Raw genomic sequence first — 21,332 nt, 5'->3', positions numbered from 1 at the left:
TTTCTCGGCGTGTCCGAAAATGCACGCCGTCGATGGACCGGTCAGCCGAGCAGCGTGCCGGCCAGCCCGGCCGCCGCCGCCGGGTGATCGACGGCGAGCAACCCGGCCGCGGCGAGCAGGTATTCGCGGTCGACGATGGTCCGGGCCCGGTCCGGCAGGGCCCAGCCGCCGGCCGTGTCGGCCAGTACGGCGCCCAGCACGTGATCGCCCCCGCCGTGCCGCAGCACCCCGCCGGAACCGATGACGATCCGTACGTCGCGCAGGTCCCGGCCACCCGTGCGGGGTAAGCCGGGACCGGACGAGTGACCACGCGCGTGCCGGCGCAACGCGATCGTCGCGGCGGTCGCGGCGAGGTCCCGGTCGTCGCCGGGTGGGGGCAGTTTCTCGGTGGCGGCCGCCGCCCGGGTGCCGTCCGCGCCGACCGCGACGCCGAGGTCGCCCTCCACCGTCCGGGACCGCCACAGGGTGCCGGCCACGTCGCGGCGCGGACCGGTCTCCGCCTCGGCGTCCGGGACCAGCGCCGAGTAGACGTCGGTGGTCGCCCCGCCGACGTCGACCACCAGGACGCCGGCGCCGGCCCGGTCGGCGAGCAGTTCCACCCCGGCCAGCACCGCGTCCGGGGTGGCGGCGCGGACCAGCGAGGCGAACCGGGACCCCTTGGACAGCCGCTTGCCGCCGATCACGTGCCGCAGGAAGACGTCGCGGATCGCGGCGCGGGCCGGCAGCGGGTCGAGCACGCCGATCCGGGGCAGCACGTTGCCGGTCACCGTCACCGGGACGCCGCGGGCGGTCAGCGCGGCGGCGGCCTCCGGGCGCACGTCGGCGTTGCCGGCCAGCACCACCGGCACCCGCAGGCGCTGCGCGGCCAGCCGCCGGGCGTTGTGCAGCAGCACCTCGCCGTCGCCGCCGTCGGTGCCGCCGACCAGCAGCACCACGTCGGGGCGGGCGGCGCGCAGCGCGGTCACCGCGGCGCCGGTCAGCGGACCGGCGGCGACGTGCACCACCTGGGCGCCGGCCGACAGCCCGACCCGGTGCCCGGCCTCCGCGGTGACCAGGCTCTCGTAGCCGACCACGGCCAGCCGCAGCCCGCCGCCCGCCGACGAGCAGACGTAGAGCGGCGCGCCGTGGCCGCCGACCGCGGCCACGGCCGCGTTCAGCCCGTCCAGGACGTCCGTGCCGGACGTCGTCGGGACCTCGGTCCGCTCGATCAGTCCCGCGCCGCTGAGATCGATCTTGGCGGCTTTGGTGTACGTCGACCCGACGTCGACGCAGACAGCGACACTCACGCCCGGGGTGGCACGACCACCGTGCCCACCGCGGTCACCGCCACGATCGGCTCGTCGAGCACCCGGGCCGCCGAGCCGCCGGTCCCCCGGCACACCACGGTCGACGCGAACTCGATCCGCCGGCTGCGGGTGCCCATGTGCACCACCCGGGCGGTGATCTCCAGGACGTCGCCGGCCTGCACGGGCGCCTTGAACTGCACGTCGTCGTACGACGCGAACAGCCCCTCGTCGCCGTCGAGCTGGATGCACACCTCGGTGGCGACGTCGCCGAACAGGCCGAGCGAGTACGCCCCGTCGACCAGGTTCCCGGCGTAGTGGGCGTGCGAGTAGGGGACGTAGCGGCGGTGCGTGACGGTGATCAACTCTTGCTCGCAATCAGGGCGTGGACCAGGTAGGAGGCGACCTCGCGGGGGGTGGTGCCGCGACCGAAGATCCGGTCGACACCGAGCTCGCCGGTCATCAGCTCGTCGAAGCGGGGGCCGCCGACGATCAGCAGCGGGCGTTTGCCGGCCGGCAGCGCCTCGCGGAAGGCGGCCGACATGGCCCGGGTGTTGTGCAGGTGCGCGTCGCGCTGGGTGACCACCTGCGAGACCAGCACCGCGTCGGCCTTCTTCGCCCGGGCGGTCTCCACCAGGTCGGGCACCGACACCTGGGCGCCCATGTTGGTCACCGACACCTCGGAGTAGTACTCCAGGCCCTTCTCGCCGGCGATGCCCTTGAGGTTGAGGATGGCGTCGATGCCGACGGTGTGCGCGTCGGTGCCGATGCAGGCGCCGACCACGTTCAGCGGGCGGCGCAGCCCCTTCTTGATCGCCGCGTTCACCTCTTTGGCGCTCAGCAGCGGGAAGTCGCGCTCGACGACCTGCACCTTGTCGGTGTCGACCAGGTGGGTGACCTTGCCGTAGACGACGAAGAAGGTGAACCCGTCGCCCATCTGCTTGGCGTGCACCAGCATCGCCGGGTCCATGCCCATCTTGCCGGCCAGTTGCAGGGCGGCGCCCTCGGCGCGTTTGTCGTGCGGGATCGGCAGGGTGAAGGAGAGCTGCACCATGCCGTCGCCGGTGGTGTCCCCGTAGGGACGGACGATGCTCATGCCAGCTCCTCGGTGACCGGGTTGTAGTAGTCGGCTTCCTGCTTCGCGACGCCGTCGAGGCCCTTGCCGCGGTCGGCGGGGCGTTTCATCAGGCCGAAGGTGCCGTCCGCGATGGCGTCCATCAGGGTGTCGTCGACGATCCGCTCGAGCAGGTCGATGGCCTCGCCGAGCACCTGGTTCGCGCGGCCCTTGATGAACGGGCCGGGGACGAAGTCCTCGTGCAGGTTGCCCGCGCCGTTGAGCACGTACTTCACGTTCTGCAGGGCGATGTCGCGGTCGGACAGGAACGGGGTGACGACGGCCTCGGTCATCATGCCGACCAGCAGGATGCCCTGCCCGGTGAGCGCGCCGGCCAGGTTGAAGAAGCCGTCGAGCAGGTTGCCGCGGAAGACGTCACCGGTCATGTGCTTGGTCGGCGGCATCCACTTCAGCGGCGCGTCCGGGAACAGCTCCCGGGCCAGCAGCGCGTGGGCCAGCTCCAGCCGGAACGAGTCCGGCAGATCCGGATTGATCTCGAAGGCGTGCCCCAGCCCCAGCTGCCAGTCCTCCAGTCCCGCCTCGTGCGCGAAGTACTCGTTGAGCAACTGCGAGACGGTGACCGTGTGCGCGGCGTCGACGGCGTCCGCCGTCGTCAGGTAGTTGTCCTCGCCGGTGTTGATGATGATGCCGGCGCGGGCGTGGACCTGCCGCGAGAAGCGCTGGTCGACGAAGGTCCGGATCGGGTTGATGTCGCGGAACAGGATGCCGTACATCGAGTCGTTCAGCATCATGTCCAGGCGTTCCATCCCGGCCAGCGCCGCGATCTCCGGCATGCACAGACCGGACGCGTAGTTGGTCAGCCGGATGTAGCGGCCGAGCTCCTTGGACGTCTCGTCGAGGGCGGCCCGCATCAGCCGGAAGTTCTCCTGCGTGGCGTAGGTGCCGGCGAACCCCTCCCGGGTCGCGCCCTCCGGCACGTAGTCCAGCAGCGACTGCCCGGTCGACCGGATCACCGCGATGATGTCCGCGCCGGCCCGGGCCGCCGCCTGCGCCTGCGGGATGTCCTCGTAGATGTCGCCGGTCGCCACGATCAGGTAGATCCACGGGCGCTGCGCCGGGTCGCCGTACCGTTTGATCAGCCGGTCCCGCTCGGCCCGCCGCCGATCCACGATCTTGATGCCGCCCGCGGCGGCCTTCTTGGCCCGCCGCCGGGCCGCGGCCACGTCGGCCTTCTTCTCCGGTACGTCGAACCGCACCGCCCCGGCCGCCGCCTTCTGCGCCAGCACCGTGAGGTCGTCGACGCCCGTGGTGGCGGCGGCGTGGAAGACCGGGACGGCCACCCCGTGCCCCAGCCCGACGTCGGCGCGCACGGCGTCGACCAGACGGTTCACCCAGGGGATGCCGTCCGAGTCGGCGCCGTGCACCCCGGCCAGGCGCAGCACCGCCCGCTCCACCGACACGGTGGTGTGCGACCGCGCGAGGTCGACGACGGGCTGCCCGGCCTTGACGGCGAGCGCCCGCGCCCGCGCGACGATCCGCGGGTCCAGATCCAGCTTCCCGGCCAACGAAGGAACTCCTATTTCTCGTAGATGGTTTCGCCGTGCAGCACCGTGCGCCGGCAGACCGGCCGCGCGGGGACCACGCCGTCGAGGTCCGGCAGCAGCGCGGGCAGGCCCTCGCTGAGCCCGCCCGGGGTGTCCCAGGCGGCGAAGGTGGCCGAGGCGCCGGGGGCGAGCACGCCCACCCCGCCGACCCCGGCGCCGCGCCAGCCGCCGCGGCTGGCCGCCGCGAACGCCGCCCGGACCTTCATCCGGTAGACCGGGTTGCGCGGGGCGGCCGCGGCCACCACGGTCGACCACGGGTCGAGCGCGGTCACCGGCGAGTCCGAGCCGAAGGCCAGGGCCACGCCGGTCGCGTGCATGGCGCCGATCGGGTTGCTGGCCAGGGCGCGCTCGACGCCGAGGCGCTGGGCGTACATCCGGTCGGTGCCGCCCCACAGGGCGTCGAAGACCGGCTGCACCGAGGCGATCACGCCGAACTCGACCATCCGGGCGATCATCGCCTTGTCGATCAGCTCGACGTGCTCGATCCGGTGGTGCCCCTCGCGCAGCGTGTCCACGCCGACCTGCTTCGCGGCCAGGGCGAAGCCGTCCAGGACGGTCTCGATGGCGGCGTCGCCGATCGCGTGGAAGCCGCCCTGGAAACCGATCCGGACGCAGTCCAGCAGGTGCTCGCCGACCTGCTCGGCGGTCAGGAACGCCTCGCCGCAGCCGTGGTCGCCGTCCCGGTAGGGCGTGCGCAGCGACGCGGTCCGGGAGCCGAGCGCGCCGTCCGCGTACAGGTCGCCGGCCGCGCCGTGCGCGCCCAGCTCGCGGGCCTTCTCGGCGCCGCCCAGCTCACCCCAGTAGCCGAACACCTGCGGCAGGCCCTGCCCGGACAGCGCCAGCACCGACTGGAAGTCGGCCTCGCTGGAGGTGCCCGGCCCGCCGCACTCGTGCACCGCGGCGATCCCCATCCCGGCGGCCCGGCGCAGCGCGGTCCGCTGCGCCGCGGTCCGCTGCTCCGGCGTCAGCGCGCCGAGCGCGACCGCCCGGACCGCGTGGTGCGCCTGCTCGCGCACCCAGCCGGACGGGTGGTAGCCGTCCACGCCCTCGGCCGCCGGCAGCAGCGCCGAGCTGGCCAGGGCCGAGTGCACCGAGGCCTGCGACAGGTACACCCTGCGGCCACCGGCCGCCCGGTCCAGCTCGGCCGCGGTCGGCGGGGTCTGCTCGGCCCAGGTCGACTCGTCCCAGCCGTGCCCGTGCACCACCCCGCCGGCCGGCCGGGTCGCCGCGAACGCCGCCACCGCGTCCAGCAGCTCGCCGGCCGAGCGCACCCCGGACAGGTCCAGCCCGTCGAACGCCAGCCCGGTGTCGGTGGCGTGCAGGTGCGCGTCGACGAACGCCGGGGTGACCAGCGCGCCGTCCAGGTCGACGGTGCGGTCGGCGGCGGGCGCGTCGGCCGTGTCACCCAGCCACGCGATGGTGCCGCCGCGGACCAGCATCGCGGTGGCGCGCGGCTCGGCGGCGGAGTAGAAGCGACCGTTGGTGTAGCGGACCAGGGGAATAGTCATGCGGTCAGTCTCCCGCGATCCGCTTCTCGAACAACCGCCGGACCGCGGGCGTGGTGCGCAGCAGATCGACCGCGAACTCGGCGTGCCCGGGCACGTACCCGTTGCCGACCAGCATGGTCACGTCGGCGGCCAGGCCCTCGGCGCCGAGCGCGGCGGCCGCGAAGCTGGTCGCCATCGAGAAGAAGATCACGGTGCCGCCGGGGGCGGTGGCCAGGATCGCGCCGTGCTCGCAGCCCGGCACGTCCACGCAGACCACGGTGATGTCGTTCGGGCCGGCCGCGGCGGCCACCGCGACCGCGTCGCGGGCATCGGCGATCGCGATCTCGTCCGCCAGCCCGGCCTCGCTCAGCGCGTCGCGCTCCGCCTCGGAGACCACGATGGCTTTGGTACGCGCCCCCGCGCGCCTCGCGGCGGCCAGCGACAGCGAGCCGCTCTTGCCGGCGCCGCCCAGCACGACGACGGACGGGTCCCGGTATTGCCGGACGACGCGGTCGACCAGCGCCGGCGCGCCGCACACGTCGTAGACCGCGAGGGCCAGCTCCGGGGGCAGGTCGTCGGGGAGCACGCCGACGATCGAGCGGCCGAACAGGATCGCCGTGCCGTCCGCCGGGACCTGCTCGGACAGGCCGTCCCAGCCCTGCAGGTCGTCGGTGATCCGCAGCGGCGTCAGAGTCAGGCTGACCAGGGTGGCGACCCGGTCACCGACCTTGACCGGCAGCGGCGACTCCGGCCCGACCTCCTCGACCACGCCGATCAGCATGCCGCCGGAACCGGTCACCGGGTTGTGCATCTTCCCGCGCGTCTCGACGATCTCCAGGACCTCGGCGCGGATGTTCTCCCCGTCCCCCGCATGTTTCTCGGCGAGCTGCCGATAGCTGGCGGCGTCGAGGTTGAGCCGCTGCACACGGATCCGCACCTCGTCCGGGCCGATCTGCGGGGAGGCGTCCAGGCGCCAGGCGGCCTGGGGCAGCACCCCGGCCGGTTCGAGCACCCGGTTCAGACCCACCGATCCCGCCATCAACAGCTCCCTCACGTTAAACCCTCGCCTGCAAGTGCCGCACTACCGTAAATCTTTCGTACCTTGGGTTTCTAGACCGAAGATTCTCCAGTACGTTGGGTTCTCGTCAAGCCGACCGAGCAAAACCGGTCGTCTCGCCGGCCCCGCGACCCGGAGCCGTCGGGCCGGCCACGCCATTTCAGGGAGGACGCGGTGACCGAGCTCTCCGCCGGACAGCCTTACGAGTACCAGCGGCGTGAGCTGGTGGAGCCGGATTGGACCCGCTTCCCCGGCTGGCGTGACGTCACCGCCGCGCAGTGGGACTCCGCGCAGTGGCAGCGGGTCAACTGCGTGAAGAACGTGAAGCAGCTGCGGACCGTGCTCGGCGACCTGGTCGACGAGACCTTCTACGCCGACCTGGAGGCCGACCAGCAGCACCTGGCGACCATGTCGATGCTGCTCCCGCCGCAGATGCTGAACACCATGGTGCCGCACGCGGTGCCGGACACCGCCGCGTTCTACGCCGACCCGGTGCGCCGCTACATGCTGCCGGTCGCCTCCGACCGCCGCCAGGACTGGCCGTCACACCCGAACGCCAGCCGCGACTCGCTGCACGAGCACGACATGTGGGTGGCCGAGGGCCTGACCCACCGCTACCCGACCAAGGTGCTCGCCGAGCTGCTCTCCACCTGCCCGCAGTACTGCGGGCACTGCACCCGGATGGACCTGGTCGGCAACAGCACCCCGGCGGTCGCCAAGCTCAAGCTGCTGCAGAAACCGGTCGACCGGTACGCCGCGCACCTCGACTACCTGAAAGCCCACCCCGGCGTCCGCGACGTGGTGGTCTCCGGCGGCGACGTCGCCAACGTGCCGTGGAAGCAGCTCGAGGCGTACCTCATGGGTCTGCTCTCGGTCTCGACCGTCCGCGACATCCGCCTGGCGACCAAGGCGCTGATGGGCCTGCCGCAGCACTGGCTGCAGGACGACGTGGTCGAGGGGATGCACCGGGTCGCGGTGACCGCCCAGCGGCGCGGGGTCAACCTGGCCGTGCACACCCACGTCAACCACGTGAACTCGCTGACCCCGGCGGTGGCCCGGGCCGCGCAGACGCTGCTCGAGATCGGCGTGCGCGACGTGCGCAACCAGGGCGTGCTGATGCGCGGGGTGAACGCGACCGCGGCGGACCTGCTCGACCTGTGCTTCGGGCTGCAGGGCGAGGCCGGGATCCTGCCGTACTACTTCTACATGTGCGACATGATCCCGAACGCGGAGCACTGGCGGGTGCCGGTCTGGCACGCCCAGCAGCTGCAGCACGACCTGATGGGCTACCTGCCGGGGTACGCGACGCCGCGGATCGTCTGCGACGTGCCGTTCGTCGGCAAGCGCTGGGTGCACATGGTCGCCGAGTACGACCGGGAGAACGGCATCTCCTACTGGACGAAGAACTACCGCACGTCGATCGAGAAGGACGACAGCGAGGCGTTGTCCAAGCTCTACGCCTACTACGACCCGATCGACACGCTGCCGGAGGCCGGGCAGCAGTGGTGGCGCAAGCAGCAGGCCACCACCCCGGCCTGATCGCGCACACGGAAACGGGCCCCCGCACCGGGGGCCCGTTTCCGTGTACTCGGCTTGTCGCGCCTCCCGGCGCGGCCGGGGTCAGCTGAAGGCGTCGCGGACGTCGCGGCCCGCGTCCTTGACGTGCTCGCCGGCCTGCTTGGTGTGGGCGGCGGCCTCCTGGGCCTCACCCTCCGCGTACAGGCGCGGGTTGTCAGTCGCCTCGCCCACGCCCTGCTTGGCCTTGCCGGCCAGCTCCTCGGCCTTGTTCTTGACCTTGTCGGTGAAGCTCACTGGTCAACCCTCCGTGGTCGTCTCTGGCTGAAGTGCCTCGACCAGCGACATGCCCACCGGCCCGGATCCTGAAACGCACCCGCTGTACGGGCAGCCGGCGGCAATGCGAAATACCATCACCTTTGTGGATCATGAAGCCGCTGCCGCCCCGCCCCCCGCCGCCGCCTCCTTCGGCGCGGCCGCCGACGCCTACGAGCGGGGCCGGCCGCCCTACCCCGAGGCCGCCCTCGACTTCCTGCTGCCCGCCGGGCGGCCACGCGTGCTGGACCTCGGCGCCGGCACCGGCAAACTGACCCGGCAGATCCGGGCCCGCGGCCTCGACGTGACCGCCGTCGACCCGTCCGACGGGATGCTCGCCGAGCTGCGCCGCGCCGTCCCCGGCGTACCCGCCCACGTCGGCACCGCCGAACAGCTCCCGCTGCCGGACGCCAGCGTCGACGTGGTGCTGGTCGCCCAGGCGTGGCACTGGGTCGACCCGGCCCACGCCCTGCCGGAGATCGCCCGGGTGCTCACCCCCGGCGGCCGCCTCGGCCTGATCTGGAACGTCCGCGACGAGAGCACCGACTGGGTCCACCGCCTCGGCACCATCATCGGCCGCGAGGACCGGGCCCGGGACACCACGATGGGAGCGCCGTTCGGCCCGGTCACCCGCGCCGAGATCGGCTGGACGCACACCCTGCGCCCCGGCGAGCTGCTCGACCTGGTCGCCTCGCGCAGCGGGAACATCCTGCTGCCCGCCGACGAACGGGCCGCCGTCCTCGCCCAGGTCCGCCAGCTCACCAGCACCCACCCGGCCCTGCTCGGCCGGGACACCTACACCCTGCCCTACCTCACCGAATGCGCGTATGCGGAGCTGCCGGCCTGATCGCCCGGCTCCGGCCGTACCCCAAATCCCCCGCACCCGACCCGGCCCACACCCGACCCGCCGCCCGGCCCGCACCCGGCCCGGCAACCCGGCCCCCGCACCCGCCGGCATACCCTCCGCCGCCACCACCGCTGTCGCGCACAGGCCGTCTCTGCTATCTGCGCCGGCCGTGTCTCGCGGGCTCCTCACCCCGCCCGCTACGGCGCCTCCACCGCGGAAATCCGATATTTACTGACATCGGCGGATAGCAGGGGAGGGAGGTCGAGGGCGGGGGCGTCGGCGTTCCGGAAGGCGAGCAGCGCCTCGTCGGAGGACCACCGCTCGTAGACCAGGATGCGATCCGGTTCGGTCGGGTCCGCGGACTGGGCGAAATCGTGGCAGCCCGGCGCGCGGCGAGCCGCGCGGGCCACCTCGGCGACCGCGGTCAGATACCGATCGCGGTCCTCGGCGGCGACCCGCAGCTCTCCAGCGATGATGATCACTCGACCTCCGGTGGATAGGGTTCGATCGTGGACGTTCCCGGATACCTGCACCGGCTCGGACTCGGCGACCTCACCGGGCAGCCCCCCAGCCTGCCCGCTCTGCACGCGCTGCACACGGCACACGCCGAGCGGGTGCCCTACGAGGTGCTGGAGATCTGGCTCGACCGCCCCACCACCATCGACCCGCTCGACTCGGCACGCCGGATCGTGGCCGGGCGCGGCGGCTACTGCTTCCACCTGAACGGCGCCTTCGCCGAGCTGCTGCGGGCCCTCGGCTACCAGGTCACCCGGCACGTCGGCGGGGTCCAGGGCAGCGCAACGGATCCGGCCGGGGCGACCGCCAACCACCTCGTCCTCACCGTCACCGGCCTGCCCGCCCCGCAGTCGCCGGACGGCGCCTGGCTCGTCGACCTCGGTATGGGTGACGGCCTGCACGCGCCGCTGCCGCTGGTCGCCGGCGACTACGAGCAGGGCGGATTCCACTATCGGCTGCGACCGTCCGAGGCCGAACCGGGCGGCTGGCGCTTCGACCACGACCCGCGCGGCTCGTTCGTCGGCATGGACTTCCGCGCCGAGCCGACCACCATGGCCGCCTTCGCCGACCAGCACCGGCACCTGTCCACGTCCCCGGAGTCCGGTTTCGTGCGCGTCGCCACCGCCGCCCGCCGCGACGCGACCGGCGTCGACATCCTCCGCACCCTGGTGCTGACCCGCGTCGGCGACCACCCGGCCCGCACCGAGCTGACCACCCGAAGCGACTATTTCACCGCGATGGCCGACATCTTCGGCATCACCTTCGCCGACGTCTCCCCCGCCGGCCGGGACACCCTCTGGTCCCGCCTCACCACCGCCCACGAACAGTGGCTCGCCACCAAATCCCCCGCCTGACCCCAGCACTCGGTCCCAGGCCCCACCGGCACGCCCCTCCGCAGCCCGGGCTCCGGCACCTCCATCACAAGCCCGCCATCCACTCGCCCGATTCCAACCGTGCCCGCACCCGTGCGCCCCCCGGCGGCGTGCGCCCCGCGGCATGCGGCGTGCGGCGTGCGGCGTGCGGCGTGCGGCGTGCGGCGTGCGGCAGTGCTGGAAACGGCGCGTCACACGCGGGCAGTGCCGGAAACGGTGGGCCACACGCGCGGTACCAGGCGCCAGCGGTCGGCCGGAACCACGGTGCTGGACAGAGGCTCGTCAGACGCGATGGTGCCGGCGCGGGGAGGTTGCCGGGGTGCGGGTGGGTGTGATCGGATGGCGGGCAGCATCGCGTGTCGGCGGCGGACTGCGCCGGGCATGGAGGTGTGGAACCGAAGGGACTGCCCGACGTGGCCTCCCCCACCGGCGACCGGATCGCGGCACTCACCGCACAGCTCGCCGAAGCACATCAGGAATTGCGGCGGCGTCTCGCCGCGCTCAAGGACGGCCGGCTCGGACCGGATGACCTGCGCAGCCACTGCCCGGCCTTCTGCACCGCGCTGACCACCCACCACCAGGGTGAGGACAACGGCCTCTTCACCGCGCTGCTGCGGGAACGACCCGACCTCGCCCCGACCATCACCAAGCTGATCCAGGACCACGACCTGATCACCCACATCCTGACCCGGATCGCCGACCTGGCCGAAGGCAACCCCGCGGCCCACGACCGCCACCCGCTGGCAACCGCCAGACCCACCGGCGCCGCACCGGTCACCCCGCCAGCCACCGAGCCCACCGGGGCACCACAGATCGCGATGGGGGTCACCGCGCCTACCCGAGCGCCAAGGACCGCGCCGGGAACCGCCGATCCCACCCGGGCGCCAGAGGTCGCGGCGGGACCGAGCGACCGCACCCGCGCGCCACGGACCAAGGACTCCAGCGGCGCGCCGGAAGCGATCGACCCCGACGCCATCCGCCGCGAGCTGGACGGGCTCACCGCGATCATGGAGTCGCATTTCCGCTACGAGGAGCGTGCCCTCCACGCCGCCCTCGCCGCCGGAGTCCCCGACACCGGCTGGTCCGACCCGGTCCTGCGGCTGCGGCCACCCGGCTGACGACCCGACGTGGCGGCGGGCAGGGGTGTCAGGACCCGGCACCTCCGCCCCCGCCACCAGCGAACTCCGGGCCCCGCGCCGCATCGGCGAAGGCGTCTCTGATCGACCGCACCAACGCCACGGTCGCCTGCCGGTCGGCCGCCACGACCTCGGCTCCCCCGAGATCATCGGCAGGGTCCGCACCCGGCGCCCGGGCCACCGCGAACCCGGCCGCCCACACCGGCGGCTCACCCTCCCCGTCCCGCCAGTCAGCCACCAACCCGTAGGCCACCCGGTCGCCGAACCCGGCCGCCGGATCGGCCCGGCACGCCTCGATGTGTGCCCTCGCCTCGTCGGCCACCGCCTGACCGGCCGGCGTCAGCACCCGGGGCGCCGCCCAGTCCCGCAGCTGCAGCGCCGCCAGCGGCACCGTGAGCAACAGCCCAGCGGTCACCGCCGGCGACACCCAGGACGGCATGAACGAGGCCGCCGCCAGCGACCACAGCAGGCCGGCACCCAGGCACAGGCCGAGCACCGCGATCAGCACCCGCGGCACCGACACCGCGAGCCGCCACAGCCCGGCCTCCCGGGCCCGCCGCCGGGCCGCCCTGCGCAACGGCGCGACCGTCGCCGCGAACCTCCCCCGGGTCAGCAGCACCTCGGTCCGCCCGGCCGGGAACATCATCGCCAGCAGCCCCCGAGCCGCCTCCCCGTCGGCCCGGCCCGGGTCGGCGAGCGTCACCAGCACGCCCGGCCCGCCCGGCCGCACGGTCAGCACCCCCTGCTCGACCAGGTCGACGAAGGTCGCCGGCACCACCGGACCCGCGGACCGGAAACCACCCCGGTCGTCGATCTCGAGCAGCCACGCCTCCACCAAGCGATCCCGCACAGCGCCTCCTCACCACCCCGGGCGAAACCCCTGCCGGCACCATACGGTCCACGTGCGACAGTTTCCCCGCACCGAAGCGGCCGGCGAGGTCACCGGCCCAGCTCACCGACCGCGTCCGCGTAGTAGGTGTCGGACAGATGCTCCGCGATCTGCCGGATCGTCCACGCCCCCGGCTCCTCCCGGTCCAGCCGCTCCTCGCTGAGCGAGTCCAGCCGCACCACCCAGATCTGCGCCAGCCGGGTCAACCTGCTGCGCGCCTCGTCCAGGTCCGCCTCGGTGAACGGCGCCAGATCGCCCGGCGTGGTGCTCGCCGAGGCATGCCAGTGATCCGGAATCGTCGGCACCCCGGCCAGCCGCGCCTCCACCTCGGCCAGATGGTCGATCAGATGGTCGGCGATCCGCCGGACCACCTTGTGCGGCGTGAACACCCGATCATCGACCGGAATCGGCGTCCCGTCCCACGCCGGCCAGCTCCGCGCGAGGCGCAGAGCATGAGAGACAGCCTGCTCGATCATGCGGCCCGGTTCCGGCATCGCGTCGTTTCCTTTCGGTACGCCATCAGCCCCGCCAAGCTAGAACCCGCACCGTTCGGCCCCGGGCGAACCGTCGCCGCTCACCCGGGCAGCACCAACGCCTGAGCGCCGTGCAGCGGCGGCGCGTCCAGGAGCAGGGCTCACCGCTCGGCCAGCCGCTCGACGCGGGCCGGCGGCGACGCGATCCCCGCCCGCCCTCGTCACCGTCGAGTTGGACCCGCCACCGCGCGAAGGCCCGAGATCACGCGGCGACAGCACAGCTAGCCGACGGACAGCCGCGCCGCGACGAACGTGAAAGCCGCCGGAATGACCGTGCTCCAGTACTCGAAATTGTGTTTCCCCGGCCCGAACCCCCCGGCCACCGGCGGCCCCGGCAACGCCCTCCGCAGGGCCCGCACATGCGACACGAGCGGATCCGCCCGCCCGCACCACAACCCGACCGGCGTGCCGGCCAACCGATCGACGCCGTCGAACACCGCGTCGCCCGGCACCACCGCCGGGGAGAACGCCGCCACCGCCCGGACGAACCGCGGAAACGCCTCGGCCAGCAACAATGCCCCGTAACCGCCCATCGACCAGCCCCACGCGGCCAGCCGCCCGGCGTCGAAACCGCGCGCCGCGCACCAGGCCGGCAGCTCGTCGTGCAGCATCCGCTGCGGGTCGTCGCGCCCGCTCGGCTGCCAGGCCAGCCGGTCACCGGTAGCCCCGGCCAGCACGAACGGCGCCGCACCCCGGTTCACCGCGTCGGTCAGGAACCGGCCCAGCCCCAGCCCGGCGAAGTCGGCCGGCCGCTTCGACCCCCCGTGCAGCACCAGGCAGACCGGCAGCCCGGCGCCGTCCCCGTGCCCGGCCGGCACCGCGGTGTAGAAGTCGACGGTCGAGCCGCGCGCCTTGGAATACCGCAGCTCACAGCGCTCTGGGCCGGGCGGCACCGACGGCACGCCGAGCGGCGTCACGGCCGCCTGACCGGACCGGTACGCCCACGCGCCGGCCGCGGACGCCGAGGCCACCACCGCTCCGGCGGCCAGCAGGGTTCGTCGTCGCATCTGTCCGTCCGCCCTTCGCCGATGTCGTGGGGACAACGCGCACCCGGCGGACCCGACACGGGCATCACTCCACGGCGGCCCGCAGGGTCCACGAGGTGCGGCGGGGAAGCTTCGGGAGGGCGATCCGGCCGGTGCACCAGAGCAGCGCCTGGACCGGATCGCCGGCCGGGTGGTCCGGGAAGAGCCGGGCCAGTACCGCGGCGCAGGCGGTCGCCGGCGGCAGCCAGCCGGTCCGCAGGCCCCGGGTGATGTCGTAGGTGTGCAGCAGGATCTCGTTGACGCCGAGCGCGGCGAAGCCGGAGGGGTCGGTCGGCCCCCAGTGCCAGGCGCGGTCGTCCGGCTTCGCGGCCCGCAGCTGGGTGCTGAGCAGGGTCCCGGCGGCGGTGATCACCCGGAGGATCTCGGCCGGTGCCGCGTCCGGCCGGACGGTCAGGTCGAGCGGGAGGTAGCCGTCGTCCGCCCCGGAGGCCAGCTGGGCGGCGTAGGCGAGCAGGTCGTGGGCGATGTGCGCGGCGGTGTCCCGGCAAGTCCAGTCCAGGTCACCGGCCCGGACCGTCCAGTCAGCGGCGGTGTGCGGGGCCAGCGCTCGGCGCAGGTCGTCGAGGGCTGATTCGACGGAGCTCGCATCCATGCTTCTCAGCTTGCCAGTTCCGTGGCGCCCCAGCGCACACCGTCTAGACCATCCTAGGAGGCTAGCCTAAAGGAGCGGCTCTTGGAGGCCGCATCGATCAGGAACGGATCGCTTCGGCGCGGACGCGATCAAAAGCGCAGGATCAGAAGCACCAGAAACACAAGCGGCCGCGATCACCAGCGGCCGCGGCCTCACTCAGCGGCCGCTGGCGGCGCGATCCGCGGAGGCCGATTCTCGTACGGCGTGGAGAGCACCACCGTCGTCCGAGTCGTGACGTTCGCCGCCGTCCGGATGTCCTGCAGCAGCCGCTCCAGGTCGGCCGGGCTCTTCACCCGCACCAGCAGCATGTAGAAGTCCTCCCCCGCCACCGAGTAGCAGGAGTCGATCTCGGCCAGGTGCGCCAGCCGCTCCGGCGCGTCGTCCGGCTGCGACGGGTCGAACGGCCGGATCGCCACGAACGCGGTCAACGGCAGGTCCAGCGCCTCGTAGGACACCTTCGCCGTGTACCCGGAGATCACCCCACGCTGCTCCAGCCGCCGCACCCGCTGGTGCACGGCGGAGACGCTGAGGCCCACCCGCTCGGCCAGGTCGGTGTACGACAGCCGGCCGTCCACGGTCAGGGCGGACACGATCGCCCGGTCGATCTCTTCCACGCCGGTAAGAGTAACGACCGGGCGAACCGCCGGTCTCAGCCGGTCAGCGACCGGGCGATCACCATCCGCTGGATCTGGTTGGTGCCCTCGACGATCTGCAGCACCTTCGCCTCGCGGAACCAGCGCTCGACCGGGTGGTCGGCGCTGTACCCATATCCGCCCAGCACCTGCACGGCGTCGGTGGTGACCCGCATGGCGACGTCGGTGGCGAACAGCTTCGCTTTCGCCGCCTCGATCGAGAACGGCCGGCCGGCGTCCTTCAACCGGGCCGCGGCCAGCAGCAACGCCCGGGCCGCGGAAACCTGGGTGGCCATGTCGGCGAGCATGAAGCCGACCCCCTGGAACCGCCCGATCGGCTGACCGAACTGCTCCCGCTCCCTCGCATAGGCCACCGCGTAGTCGGTCGCGGCCTGGGCCAGCCCGACCGCGCACGCCGCGATGCCGAGCCGCCCGGCGTCCAGTGCCTGCATGGCGATGGCGAACCCCTCGCCCTCCCGGCCGACCAGCCGGTCGTGCGGCACCCGGGCGTCCTCCAGCACGATCTGCGCCGGCGCCGACGAGCGCAGGCCCATCAGCCGCTCCCGGGCCTGCGGCAGCAGGCCCGGCGTGCCGGCGTCGGCGAGCAGGCAGGAGATCCCCTTCGGCCCGGGGCCGCCGGTGCGCACGAAGAGGTTGTAGAAGTCGGCGTAGCCACCGTGGGTGATCCACGCCTTCGTCCCGTTGACCAGCCAGTCGTCGCCGTCCGGCACGGCCCGGGTGGTCAGGTTGGCCGCGTCCGACCCGCCCTGCGGCTCGGACAGGCAGTAGGCGCCGAGCAGCTCGCCGCCCAGCATGTCGGGCAACGCCTTGCGCTGCCGCTCGCTGCCGAACCCGGCCACCGGGAAGCAGGACAGCGTGTGCACGCTCACCGCCTCGGCGATGCCGAGCCACGTTCCGGCGAGGATCTCCAGGACTTGGAGATAGATTTCATACGGCTGGGCGGCGCCACCGTCGGCCTCGGCATAGGGCAAGCCGAGCAGCCCGGCACGCCCGAGCGTCCGCAGCACCTCCCGGGGGAACTCGCCGCGCGCCTCGAAGTCGTCGACCTTGCCGGCCAGCTCTCGGGTGGCGAGCTCACGCGTCAGGTCGAGCAGGTCGTGTGCCTCAGGGGTGGGAAGCAGTCGATCCACTGTCACCAGGCCAGCTTAACGGTCGTTCACCCCCGGCGAACACCCCGCCCACCTCCTCGCCCCGGAGATGGCACGCTCACCCCGACCCCGACCCCCCGGCGGCGCAAATCCCCCTGCTCCGCCCACCGCCATCCGGCCCGCTCCCCTTCCGCCCCGCTCCCCATCCGCCCCGCTCCCCATCCGCCCCGCTCCCCATCCGCCCCGCTCCCCATCCGCCCCGCCCCCCATCCGCCCCGCCCCTTCCGGCCCGCTCCCCTTCCGGCCCACTCCCCTTCCGGCCCGCTCCCCTTCCGGCCCGCTCCCCTTCCGGTTCACCCTCTTTCGGTACGCCCGAAGCCCTCCCGTTGCCCGCGCCGCCCCCCCGCTCCCGCCTCAGCCCGTCACCACGGTGTGCAAGCGGCGTGCCTCGGTCAGCAGGCGTGTGGCACCGCGGTTCGCGGCCAGGTCGGCGAGCCCGGGGATCGCCCCTCGGATGCCGAGCACGGCCGCGACTCGGCTGGCCAGCGCGAGAACCTCGGGCAAACCGCGTGGACACTGCGGGATCAGCCCCGGGAGCACGGCGGCGAGCAGCTCCCAGACGGCCCCGGTCGCACCCGCCTGGTGAGCGTCACGCAGAGCCGCCACCACGCGCGGCAGCTTGATCAGCCCGAGCCCGGCCAGGTCAGCGAGCTGCCCCCCGACCGCCGCCGCGAACGACCCGGCACAACCCGCCGCCTCTGCACGACCCGCCGACGCCTCCGCACCGGCGGACGCCTCCGCAGCCACCGGCGCCTCCGCACCCACCGGCGCCTCCGCACCCACCGGCGCCTGTGCACCCGGCGGCGCCTGTGCACCACCCGCCGCAGCGCCGGCACGGCCCGCCGCCACAGCCGCATGGCCCGGCGGCGTGAACGGTTGCGACCGGCCGGCCAGGATCAGGAAGGCGTCGGTGGCGGCGACCCGGTCCTCCGGATACCGCGCCGCCAGGCCGTAGGCGACGGCCAACGCCATCGCCGGCCCGAACGGACCGTCGCTCTCGGCCAGCAACGGCAGCAGGTCACCGTAGCCACGCTGATCGTCGACGGCCGCGGCGGCGAAGCCGGCCATCGCCCAGGCCGCGTTCACCTCCGGATGGTGCGGCAACGTGGCGGTCAGCAGCGGAGGCTGCGGAATCCACCGCCCCCGGTCCCACCGAACGTCCCGGTACCAGTTGAGCGTCCACCACTGCCGGGCGACCCCCTGCTCGGCGCCGCCGGCCCACCCGGGCAGCGCGAGATCGACGGGCCCAGGCGACGCGAGATCGACGGGCCCAGGCGGGGCGAGATCGGCGGGCCCGGGCGGCGCGAGGTCGACGACCAGCCGGGCGACCGGACCCGAGCTGCCCTGACGCTGCTCGACGCGGGTGCTCACCGGGTCCGCCAGGCGACCACCGGCCAGCCAGGCCCGCAGCCGCTGCCCGGGCCCCGAGCCGAGATCGTCCGCCACCTCCGGCGCGGTGTCCCGCGGCAGCCTGAGGAAAGCCTGCTCGAGGTCTATCGGCCAGGGCTCCCAGCCTTCCTCGGCGGCCTGCCGCAGCCGCGCGACCAGCTCCTCGGCGTCGAGGCTGCCGTCGGTCCGGGTCGGCGTCGCCACCAGCGACGCCGCCCGGACCGCGGAGGGCCCCAGGCCGGTGTAGATCTCGACGATCCGCAGGGCGAGCAAGCGGTCCGGTGCGCCGGACGGAACCGGGTCGGACAGCAACGGCGGGGTCGCCACGGACGGGTCGACGGCGCGCTGGACCAGCGGCAGGAAGTAGGTGAAGTGCGGCGACCGCGGGAACGGCAGCTCGTGACCGGGGTGATAGCGCTCCAGCAGATGCCGCAGCGGCGCGGTGTCGTCGCCGGGTCGCAGCGCGACCAGCCCGGCCAGCACCCGCTCCCAGCGAACCGGGGTCTCCCCGCCCGCCAGCAGCGTGGCGATCTCCTCGGCCAGCTCGGCCGGACCACCGACCGGCGGCGGCAAAAACGCCGCACTCGGAACCGGCGGCGGCATCAGCGCCGCTCCCGGAACCGGCGGCGGCATCGGCGCCGCACCCAGGACCGGTGGTGAAGCAGCGGGAACGTCGGGAACGGCCGCCGGGGAGTCCGCGATGCGGAAGATCGCTGCCGCACGAGCGGCCAGGTCACCCTCCAGGGCGGTGGCGGCCGCGGCCAGGCGGGCCCGCACGTCCGGGTCGAGCCCCGGCAGCTCGCGGTCCACCAGCCGCAACGCCCGGTCCTGAACGTCGAGGGCCGGGTGCTCGAACGCGACCGCGACCACCTCCGCGATCTCGCCGGCCCGGTCCGGCCGGCGGCGGGCCACCTGATCGAGCCAGCCCAGTTGCGCCTTGACCAGGGCTTTCTCCTTGCGGATCAGCGCCGGGGCGCTGACCTCCAGCACCACCTCGAGATCGAGCGAACCGGCCTCGTCGGCGACCCGCAACGCCCGCTGGGCCATCCCGGCGGGGCCGGACGCGGACCAGGCCAGCATCCGCGCATACGCCGCCGCCTGCTCGGCGGCCTCCGCCCCGGTCGGCGCGAGGGCGTCGTGCAGCAGCCGGAACGGCCGCAGCGCCGCTGAGCTGCCGGGCCGGGACAGGCGGTCGACGGTCGCGGCCAGGATCGTCGTGCGGTCCAGCCGCCCCTCGGTGATCAGCGCCACCAACGCCGCGGGAAAGGTCGCGTCGTCGATCACCGAGCCGACCACGTTGCCGTCCAGCTCGAAAACGGACGGCAGCAGCAGGTCGAGGTGGGGGCTGGCGCGGAGCCGGTCGAGAAAGGTCCCGGGACCGGCGCCCGGCCCGGTCCACTGCAGCTCGGCGATCCAGCTGCGGGTGACGTCCTCGGTGACCGGCGGCACGGTGCCCGCCTCGGCGCAGAGCGCGGCGACCAGCGCCCAGCCGTGCGGCCACGGATTTCCCCGGTCCAGCCGGGCGGCCATCCGCCCGGTCAGGTCGGCGAGCCAGGGCAGCCGGCGGGCGCGGAGCACCGCGACCGCCTCGGCGACCGGGATGCGGCCCCATTTCTCCCGCATGTCCGGACGCCGGAGCAGCGTCATGGTCGCCGCGGCGGACGGCATCGAGCCGAGCACGGCCAGTCCCCAGGACCCGCTCGGGTCGATCCGGCCCCGCCACCAGACCGGTGCCGTGATGCCCGCGAAGTGCGCCTTGACCTCGCGTCCGAACGCCAGCCGCTCGGCCTCGGTCGCCTCGCGCAGCAGCCGGGCCGCCCCGCTGACGTCGCCGTCGCGGACCCGCTCGTCGAAGACTTCCCACCCGAGAACCATGGCCGGAAAGCTAGACCAGCGGTCCGACACTTTTTCTCACGACCCCGGCGTGACCAGCCCGGTCTCGTACGCCAGGACCACCGCCTGCGCCCGGTCCCGCAGCTCCAGCTTGGCGAAGATCCGGGCGACGTGCGTCTTCACCGTCGCCTCGCTGAGGGTCAGCTCCGCGGCCAGTTCCGCGTTCGACAGGCCGCGCCCGAGCAGGGCGAGCACCTCCATCTCGCGCGGGGTCAGCGGCGACAGGTCGCGGTGCACGGCCGGCTGGGCGCCGGCGAACCGCTGCACCAGCCGCCGGGTGATCGACGGCGCGAGCAGCGCGTCGCCCGTCCCGACCAGGCGGACCGCCGCGGCGAGGTGGTCGGCGGTGACGTCCTTGAGCAGGAAGCCGCTGGCCCCGATGGCGAGCGCGGCGTAGACGTACCGGTCCAGGTCGAAGGTGGTCAGCATGAGCACCCGGCAGTGCGGGCTGCGGGCCAGGATCCGCCGGGTCGCCTCCAGCCCGTCCAGCACCGGCATCCGGATGTCCATCAGCACCACGTCCGGCCGCAGCCGCCGCTCCGCCTCGACCGCCTCGGCGCCGTCGCCGGCCTCACCCACCACGTCGATCCCCCGCGCGGTCAGGATCAGTCGGAACCCGGCCCGGATCAGCTCCTGGTCGTCGACGACGAGCACGCGCGGCGCGGGCTCGCCCACCGGAGGCGGCGCGCTCCCGGAGATCTCCGGATCCTTTCGGTACGCCGTCATGCCCCGTACACCGGAATCCTCGCCCGCACCCGGAACCCGCCACCGAGCCGGCGCCGCGCGTCCAGCTCCCCGCCGTACACCGCAACTCGCTGCCGCAAGCCGAGCAGACCGCGACCGGCGCCGGAGTCCTCGGCGCCGCCGCCTCGCGGCACGGCATCCCCGGTGAGCACGCTGGGCCCGGTGGTCAGCACCTCGACCCGCAGGGCCCGCTCGGCGTAGCGGATGGTCACCTCCGCCTTGCCGCCGGCGCCGTGTTTCAGCGCGTTGGTCAGCGCCTCCTGGACGATCCGGTAAGCCGTGACGTCGACGCCGGTCGGCAGCGGACGGGCCGCACCGGAGACCCGCACCTCGACCGGCAGCCCGGCGAAGGCGATCCGGTCGACCAGCGGTCCGAGGGAGCGCAGCGTCGGTTGCGGGGTGAGATCGTCGTCCGCGTCGGTCCCGGCGGCGTCCGGCGCGAGCAGGCCGAGCAGGTGGCGCAGCTCGGTCATCGTGGTCCGGCCGGCCTTCTCCACCTCGGCCAGTGCGCCCGCCGCGGTCTCCGGCATCGAGGTGAGCACCTCGCGGGCGGCGGCGGTCTGCACGATCATCACGCTCACGTTGTGCGAGACGATGTCATGCAGCTCGCGGGCGATCCGGGCGCGCTCCTCACCGACCGCGGCCTGCGCGGCGGTCTCCCGCTCCCGCTCCAGCAGCCAGCCCCGCTCGCCCATCGCC

At 73.8% G+C, this 21,332-nt stretch carries 21 protein-coding genes; 4 read left to right on the top strand and 17 right to left on the bottom strand.

Annotated elements, in window-relative coordinates:
• Positions 1–41 precede the first annotated feature (41 nt).
• From BJY16_RS22940 to kdd, 6 genes are read right to left on the bottom strand one after another with little or no spacing between them, the layout of a single operon-like run.
• Entirely contained in the window at positions 42–1,286 is a 1,245-nt protein-coding gene (locus BJY16_RS22940) for a glutamate mutase L (protein ID WP_185041638.1), read from the bottom strand.
• On the bottom strand, positions 1,283–1,648 hold the full coding sequence (kal, locus tag BJY16_RS22935; RefSeq protein ID WP_185041637.1) for a 3-aminobutyryl-CoA ammonia lyase: 366 nt from the start codon (positions 1,646–1,648) through the stop codon (positions 1,283–1,285). The genes BJY16_RS22940 and kal overlap by 4 nt, the downstream gene beginning before the upstream one ends.
• On the bottom strand, positions 1,645–2,379 hold the full coding sequence (gene kamE, locus BJY16_RS22930) for a lysine 5,6-aminomutase subunit beta (protein ID WP_185041636.1): 735 nt from the start codon (positions 2,377–2,379) through the stop codon (positions 1,645–1,647). The genes kal and kamE overlap by 4 nt, the downstream gene beginning before the upstream one ends.
• Positions 2,376–3,923: a lysine 5,6-aminomutase subunit alpha gene (gene kamD / locus BJY16_RS22925; RefSeq protein WP_185041635.1), complete on the bottom strand. Its 1,548-nt coding sequence runs from the start codon at positions 3,921–3,923 to the stop codon at positions 2,376–2,378. Before kamD ends, kamE begins: the two co-directional genes overlap by 4 nt.
• Before the next feature lie 11 nt (positions 3,924–3,934).
• Complete coding sequence (locus BJY16_RS22920; RefSeq protein WP_185041634.1) at positions 3,935–5,470, bottom strand: amidohydrolase; 1,536 nt, start codon at positions 5,468–5,470, stop codon at positions 3,935–3,937.
• 4 nt (positions 5,471–5,474) lie between these two features.
• On the bottom strand, positions 5,475–6,488 hold the full coding sequence (kdd, locus tag BJY16_RS22915; protein WP_185041633.1) for an L-erythro-3,5-diaminohexanoate dehydrogenase: 1,014 nt from the start codon (positions 6,486–6,488) through the stop codon (positions 5,475–5,477).
• 192 nt (positions 6,489–6,680) lie between these two features.
• On the opposite strand from kdd, the gene BJY16_RS22910 reads away from it, so the two are divergent.
• Positions 6,681–8,045 (top strand): KamA family radical SAM protein, encoded by a 1,365-nt coding sequence (locus BJY16_RS22910; protein WP_185041632.1) that lies wholly within the window; start codon positions 6,681–6,683, stop codon positions 8,043–8,045.
• A gap of 81 nt (positions 8,046–8,126) precedes the next feature.
• On the opposite strand, the gene BJY16_RS22905 is transcribed toward BJY16_RS22910, so the two are convergent.
• The gene (locus BJY16_RS22905) at positions 8,127–8,318 is read right to left on the bottom strand and encodes a CsbD family protein (protein ID WP_185041631.1); all 192 of its coding nucleotides are present in this window, start codon (positions 8,316–8,318) and stop codon (positions 8,127–8,129) included.
• 124 nt (positions 8,319–8,442) lie between these two features.
• Between BJY16_RS22905 and BJY16_RS22900 the strand changes: the two genes are divergently transcribed.
• Positions 8,443–9,183: a class I SAM-dependent methyltransferase gene (locus BJY16_RS22900; protein WP_239176753.1), complete on the top strand. Its 741-nt coding sequence runs from the start codon at positions 8,443–8,445 to the stop codon at positions 9,181–9,183.
• Positions 9,184–9,380: 197 nt separating this feature from the next.
• Here BJY16_RS22900 and BJY16_RS22895 read toward each other — a convergent pair whose 3' ends face one another.
• Positions 9,381–9,665 carry a putative quinol monooxygenase gene (locus BJY16_RS22895; protein ID WP_185041629.1) on the bottom strand — a complete coding sequence of 95 codons (285 nt, stop codon included), beginning with the start codon at positions 9,663–9,665 and terminating at the stop codon, positions 9,381–9,383.
• Positions 9,666–9,692: 27 nt separating this feature from the next.
• On the opposite strand from BJY16_RS22895, the gene BJY16_RS22890 reads away from it, so the two are divergent.
• Positions 9,693–10,553, top strand: coding sequence for an arylamine N-acetyltransferase family protein (locus BJY16_RS22890; RefSeq protein WP_239176751.1), 861 nt, complete (start codon positions 9,693–9,695; stop codon positions 10,551–10,553).
• A 407-nt stretch (positions 10,554–10,960) separates the two neighbouring features.
• Positions 10,961–11,689 carry a hemerythrin domain-containing protein gene (locus BJY16_RS22885; RefSeq protein WP_185041628.1) on the top strand — a complete coding sequence of 243 codons (729 nt, stop codon included), beginning with the start codon at positions 10,961–10,963 and terminating at the stop codon, positions 11,687–11,689.
• A 28-nt stretch (positions 11,690–11,717) separates the two neighbouring features.
• Here the strand turns inward: BJY16_RS22885 and BJY16_RS22880 are convergent, their stop codons facing one another.
• The 9 genes from BJY16_RS22880 to BJY16_RS22840 all read right to left on the bottom strand — a co-directional run bounded on the left by BJY16_RS22880 (position 11,718) and on the right by BJY16_RS22840 (position 21,328).
• Positions 11,718–12,557, bottom strand: a complete 840-nt coding sequence (locus tag BJY16_RS22880; protein WP_185041627.1) for a hypothetical protein — start codon at positions 12,555–12,557, stop codon at positions 11,718–11,720.
• An 89-nt stretch (positions 12,558–12,646) separates the two neighbouring features.
• The gene (locus BJY16_RS22875) at positions 12,647–13,072 is read right to left on the bottom strand and encodes a DinB family protein (protein ID WP_185041626.1); all 426 of its coding nucleotides are present in this window, start codon (positions 13,070–13,072) and stop codon (positions 12,647–12,649) included.
• A 278-nt stretch (positions 13,073–13,350) separates the two neighbouring features.
• Positions 13,351–14,136: an alpha/beta hydrolase gene (locus BJY16_RS22870; RefSeq protein ID WP_185041625.1), complete on the bottom strand. Its 786-nt coding sequence runs from the start codon at positions 14,134–14,136 to the stop codon at positions 13,351–13,353.
• Positions 14,137–14,200: 64 nt separating this feature from the next.
• A complete protein-coding gene (locus BJY16_RS22865; RefSeq protein WP_185041624.1) occupies positions 14,201–14,767 on the bottom strand; it encodes a maleylpyruvate isomerase N-terminal domain-containing protein in 567 nt (188 codons plus the stop codon).
• A gap of 191 nt (positions 14,768–14,958) precedes the next feature.
• Positions 14,959–15,420: an Lrp/AsnC family transcriptional regulator gene (locus BJY16_RS22860; protein WP_185041623.1), complete on the bottom strand. Its 462-nt coding sequence runs from the start codon at positions 15,418–15,420 to the stop codon at positions 14,959–14,961.
• 35 nt (positions 15,421–15,455) lie between these two features.
• Complete coding sequence (locus tag BJY16_RS22855; protein WP_185041622.1) at positions 15,456–16,595, bottom strand: acyl-CoA dehydrogenase family protein; 1,140 nt, start codon at positions 16,593–16,595, stop codon at positions 15,456–15,458.
• Between the two features lie 366 nt (positions 16,596–16,961).
• A complete protein-coding gene (locus BJY16_RS48510) occupies positions 16,962–19,871 on the bottom strand; it encodes an amino acid adenylation domain-containing protein (RefSeq protein ID WP_185046998.1) in 2,910 nt (969 codons plus the stop codon).
• A 36-nt stretch (positions 19,872–19,907) separates the two neighbouring features.
• Positions 19,908–20,615 (bottom strand): response regulator, encoded by a 708-nt coding sequence (locus tag BJY16_RS22845; protein WP_185041621.1) that lies wholly within the window; start codon positions 20,613–20,615, stop codon positions 19,908–19,910.
• Positions 20,612–21,328: a sensor histidine kinase gene (locus BJY16_RS22840; protein ID WP_239176757.1), complete on the bottom strand. Its 717-nt coding sequence runs from the start codon at positions 21,326–21,328 to the stop codon at positions 20,612–20,614. The genes BJY16_RS22845 and BJY16_RS22840 overlap by 4 nt, the downstream gene beginning before the upstream one ends.
• Between the last annotated feature and the right edge of the window lie 4 nt (positions 21,329–21,332).

The organism is Actinoplanes octamycinicus, from assembly GCF_014205225.1.
Taxonomy (GTDB): Bacteria; Actinomycetota; Actinomycetes; order Mycobacteriales; family Micromonosporaceae; genus Actinoplanes; species Actinoplanes octamycinicus.
Note: the sequence above shows the minus strand (reverse complement) of the source record. Positions and strands in the feature narration are given on the sequence as shown.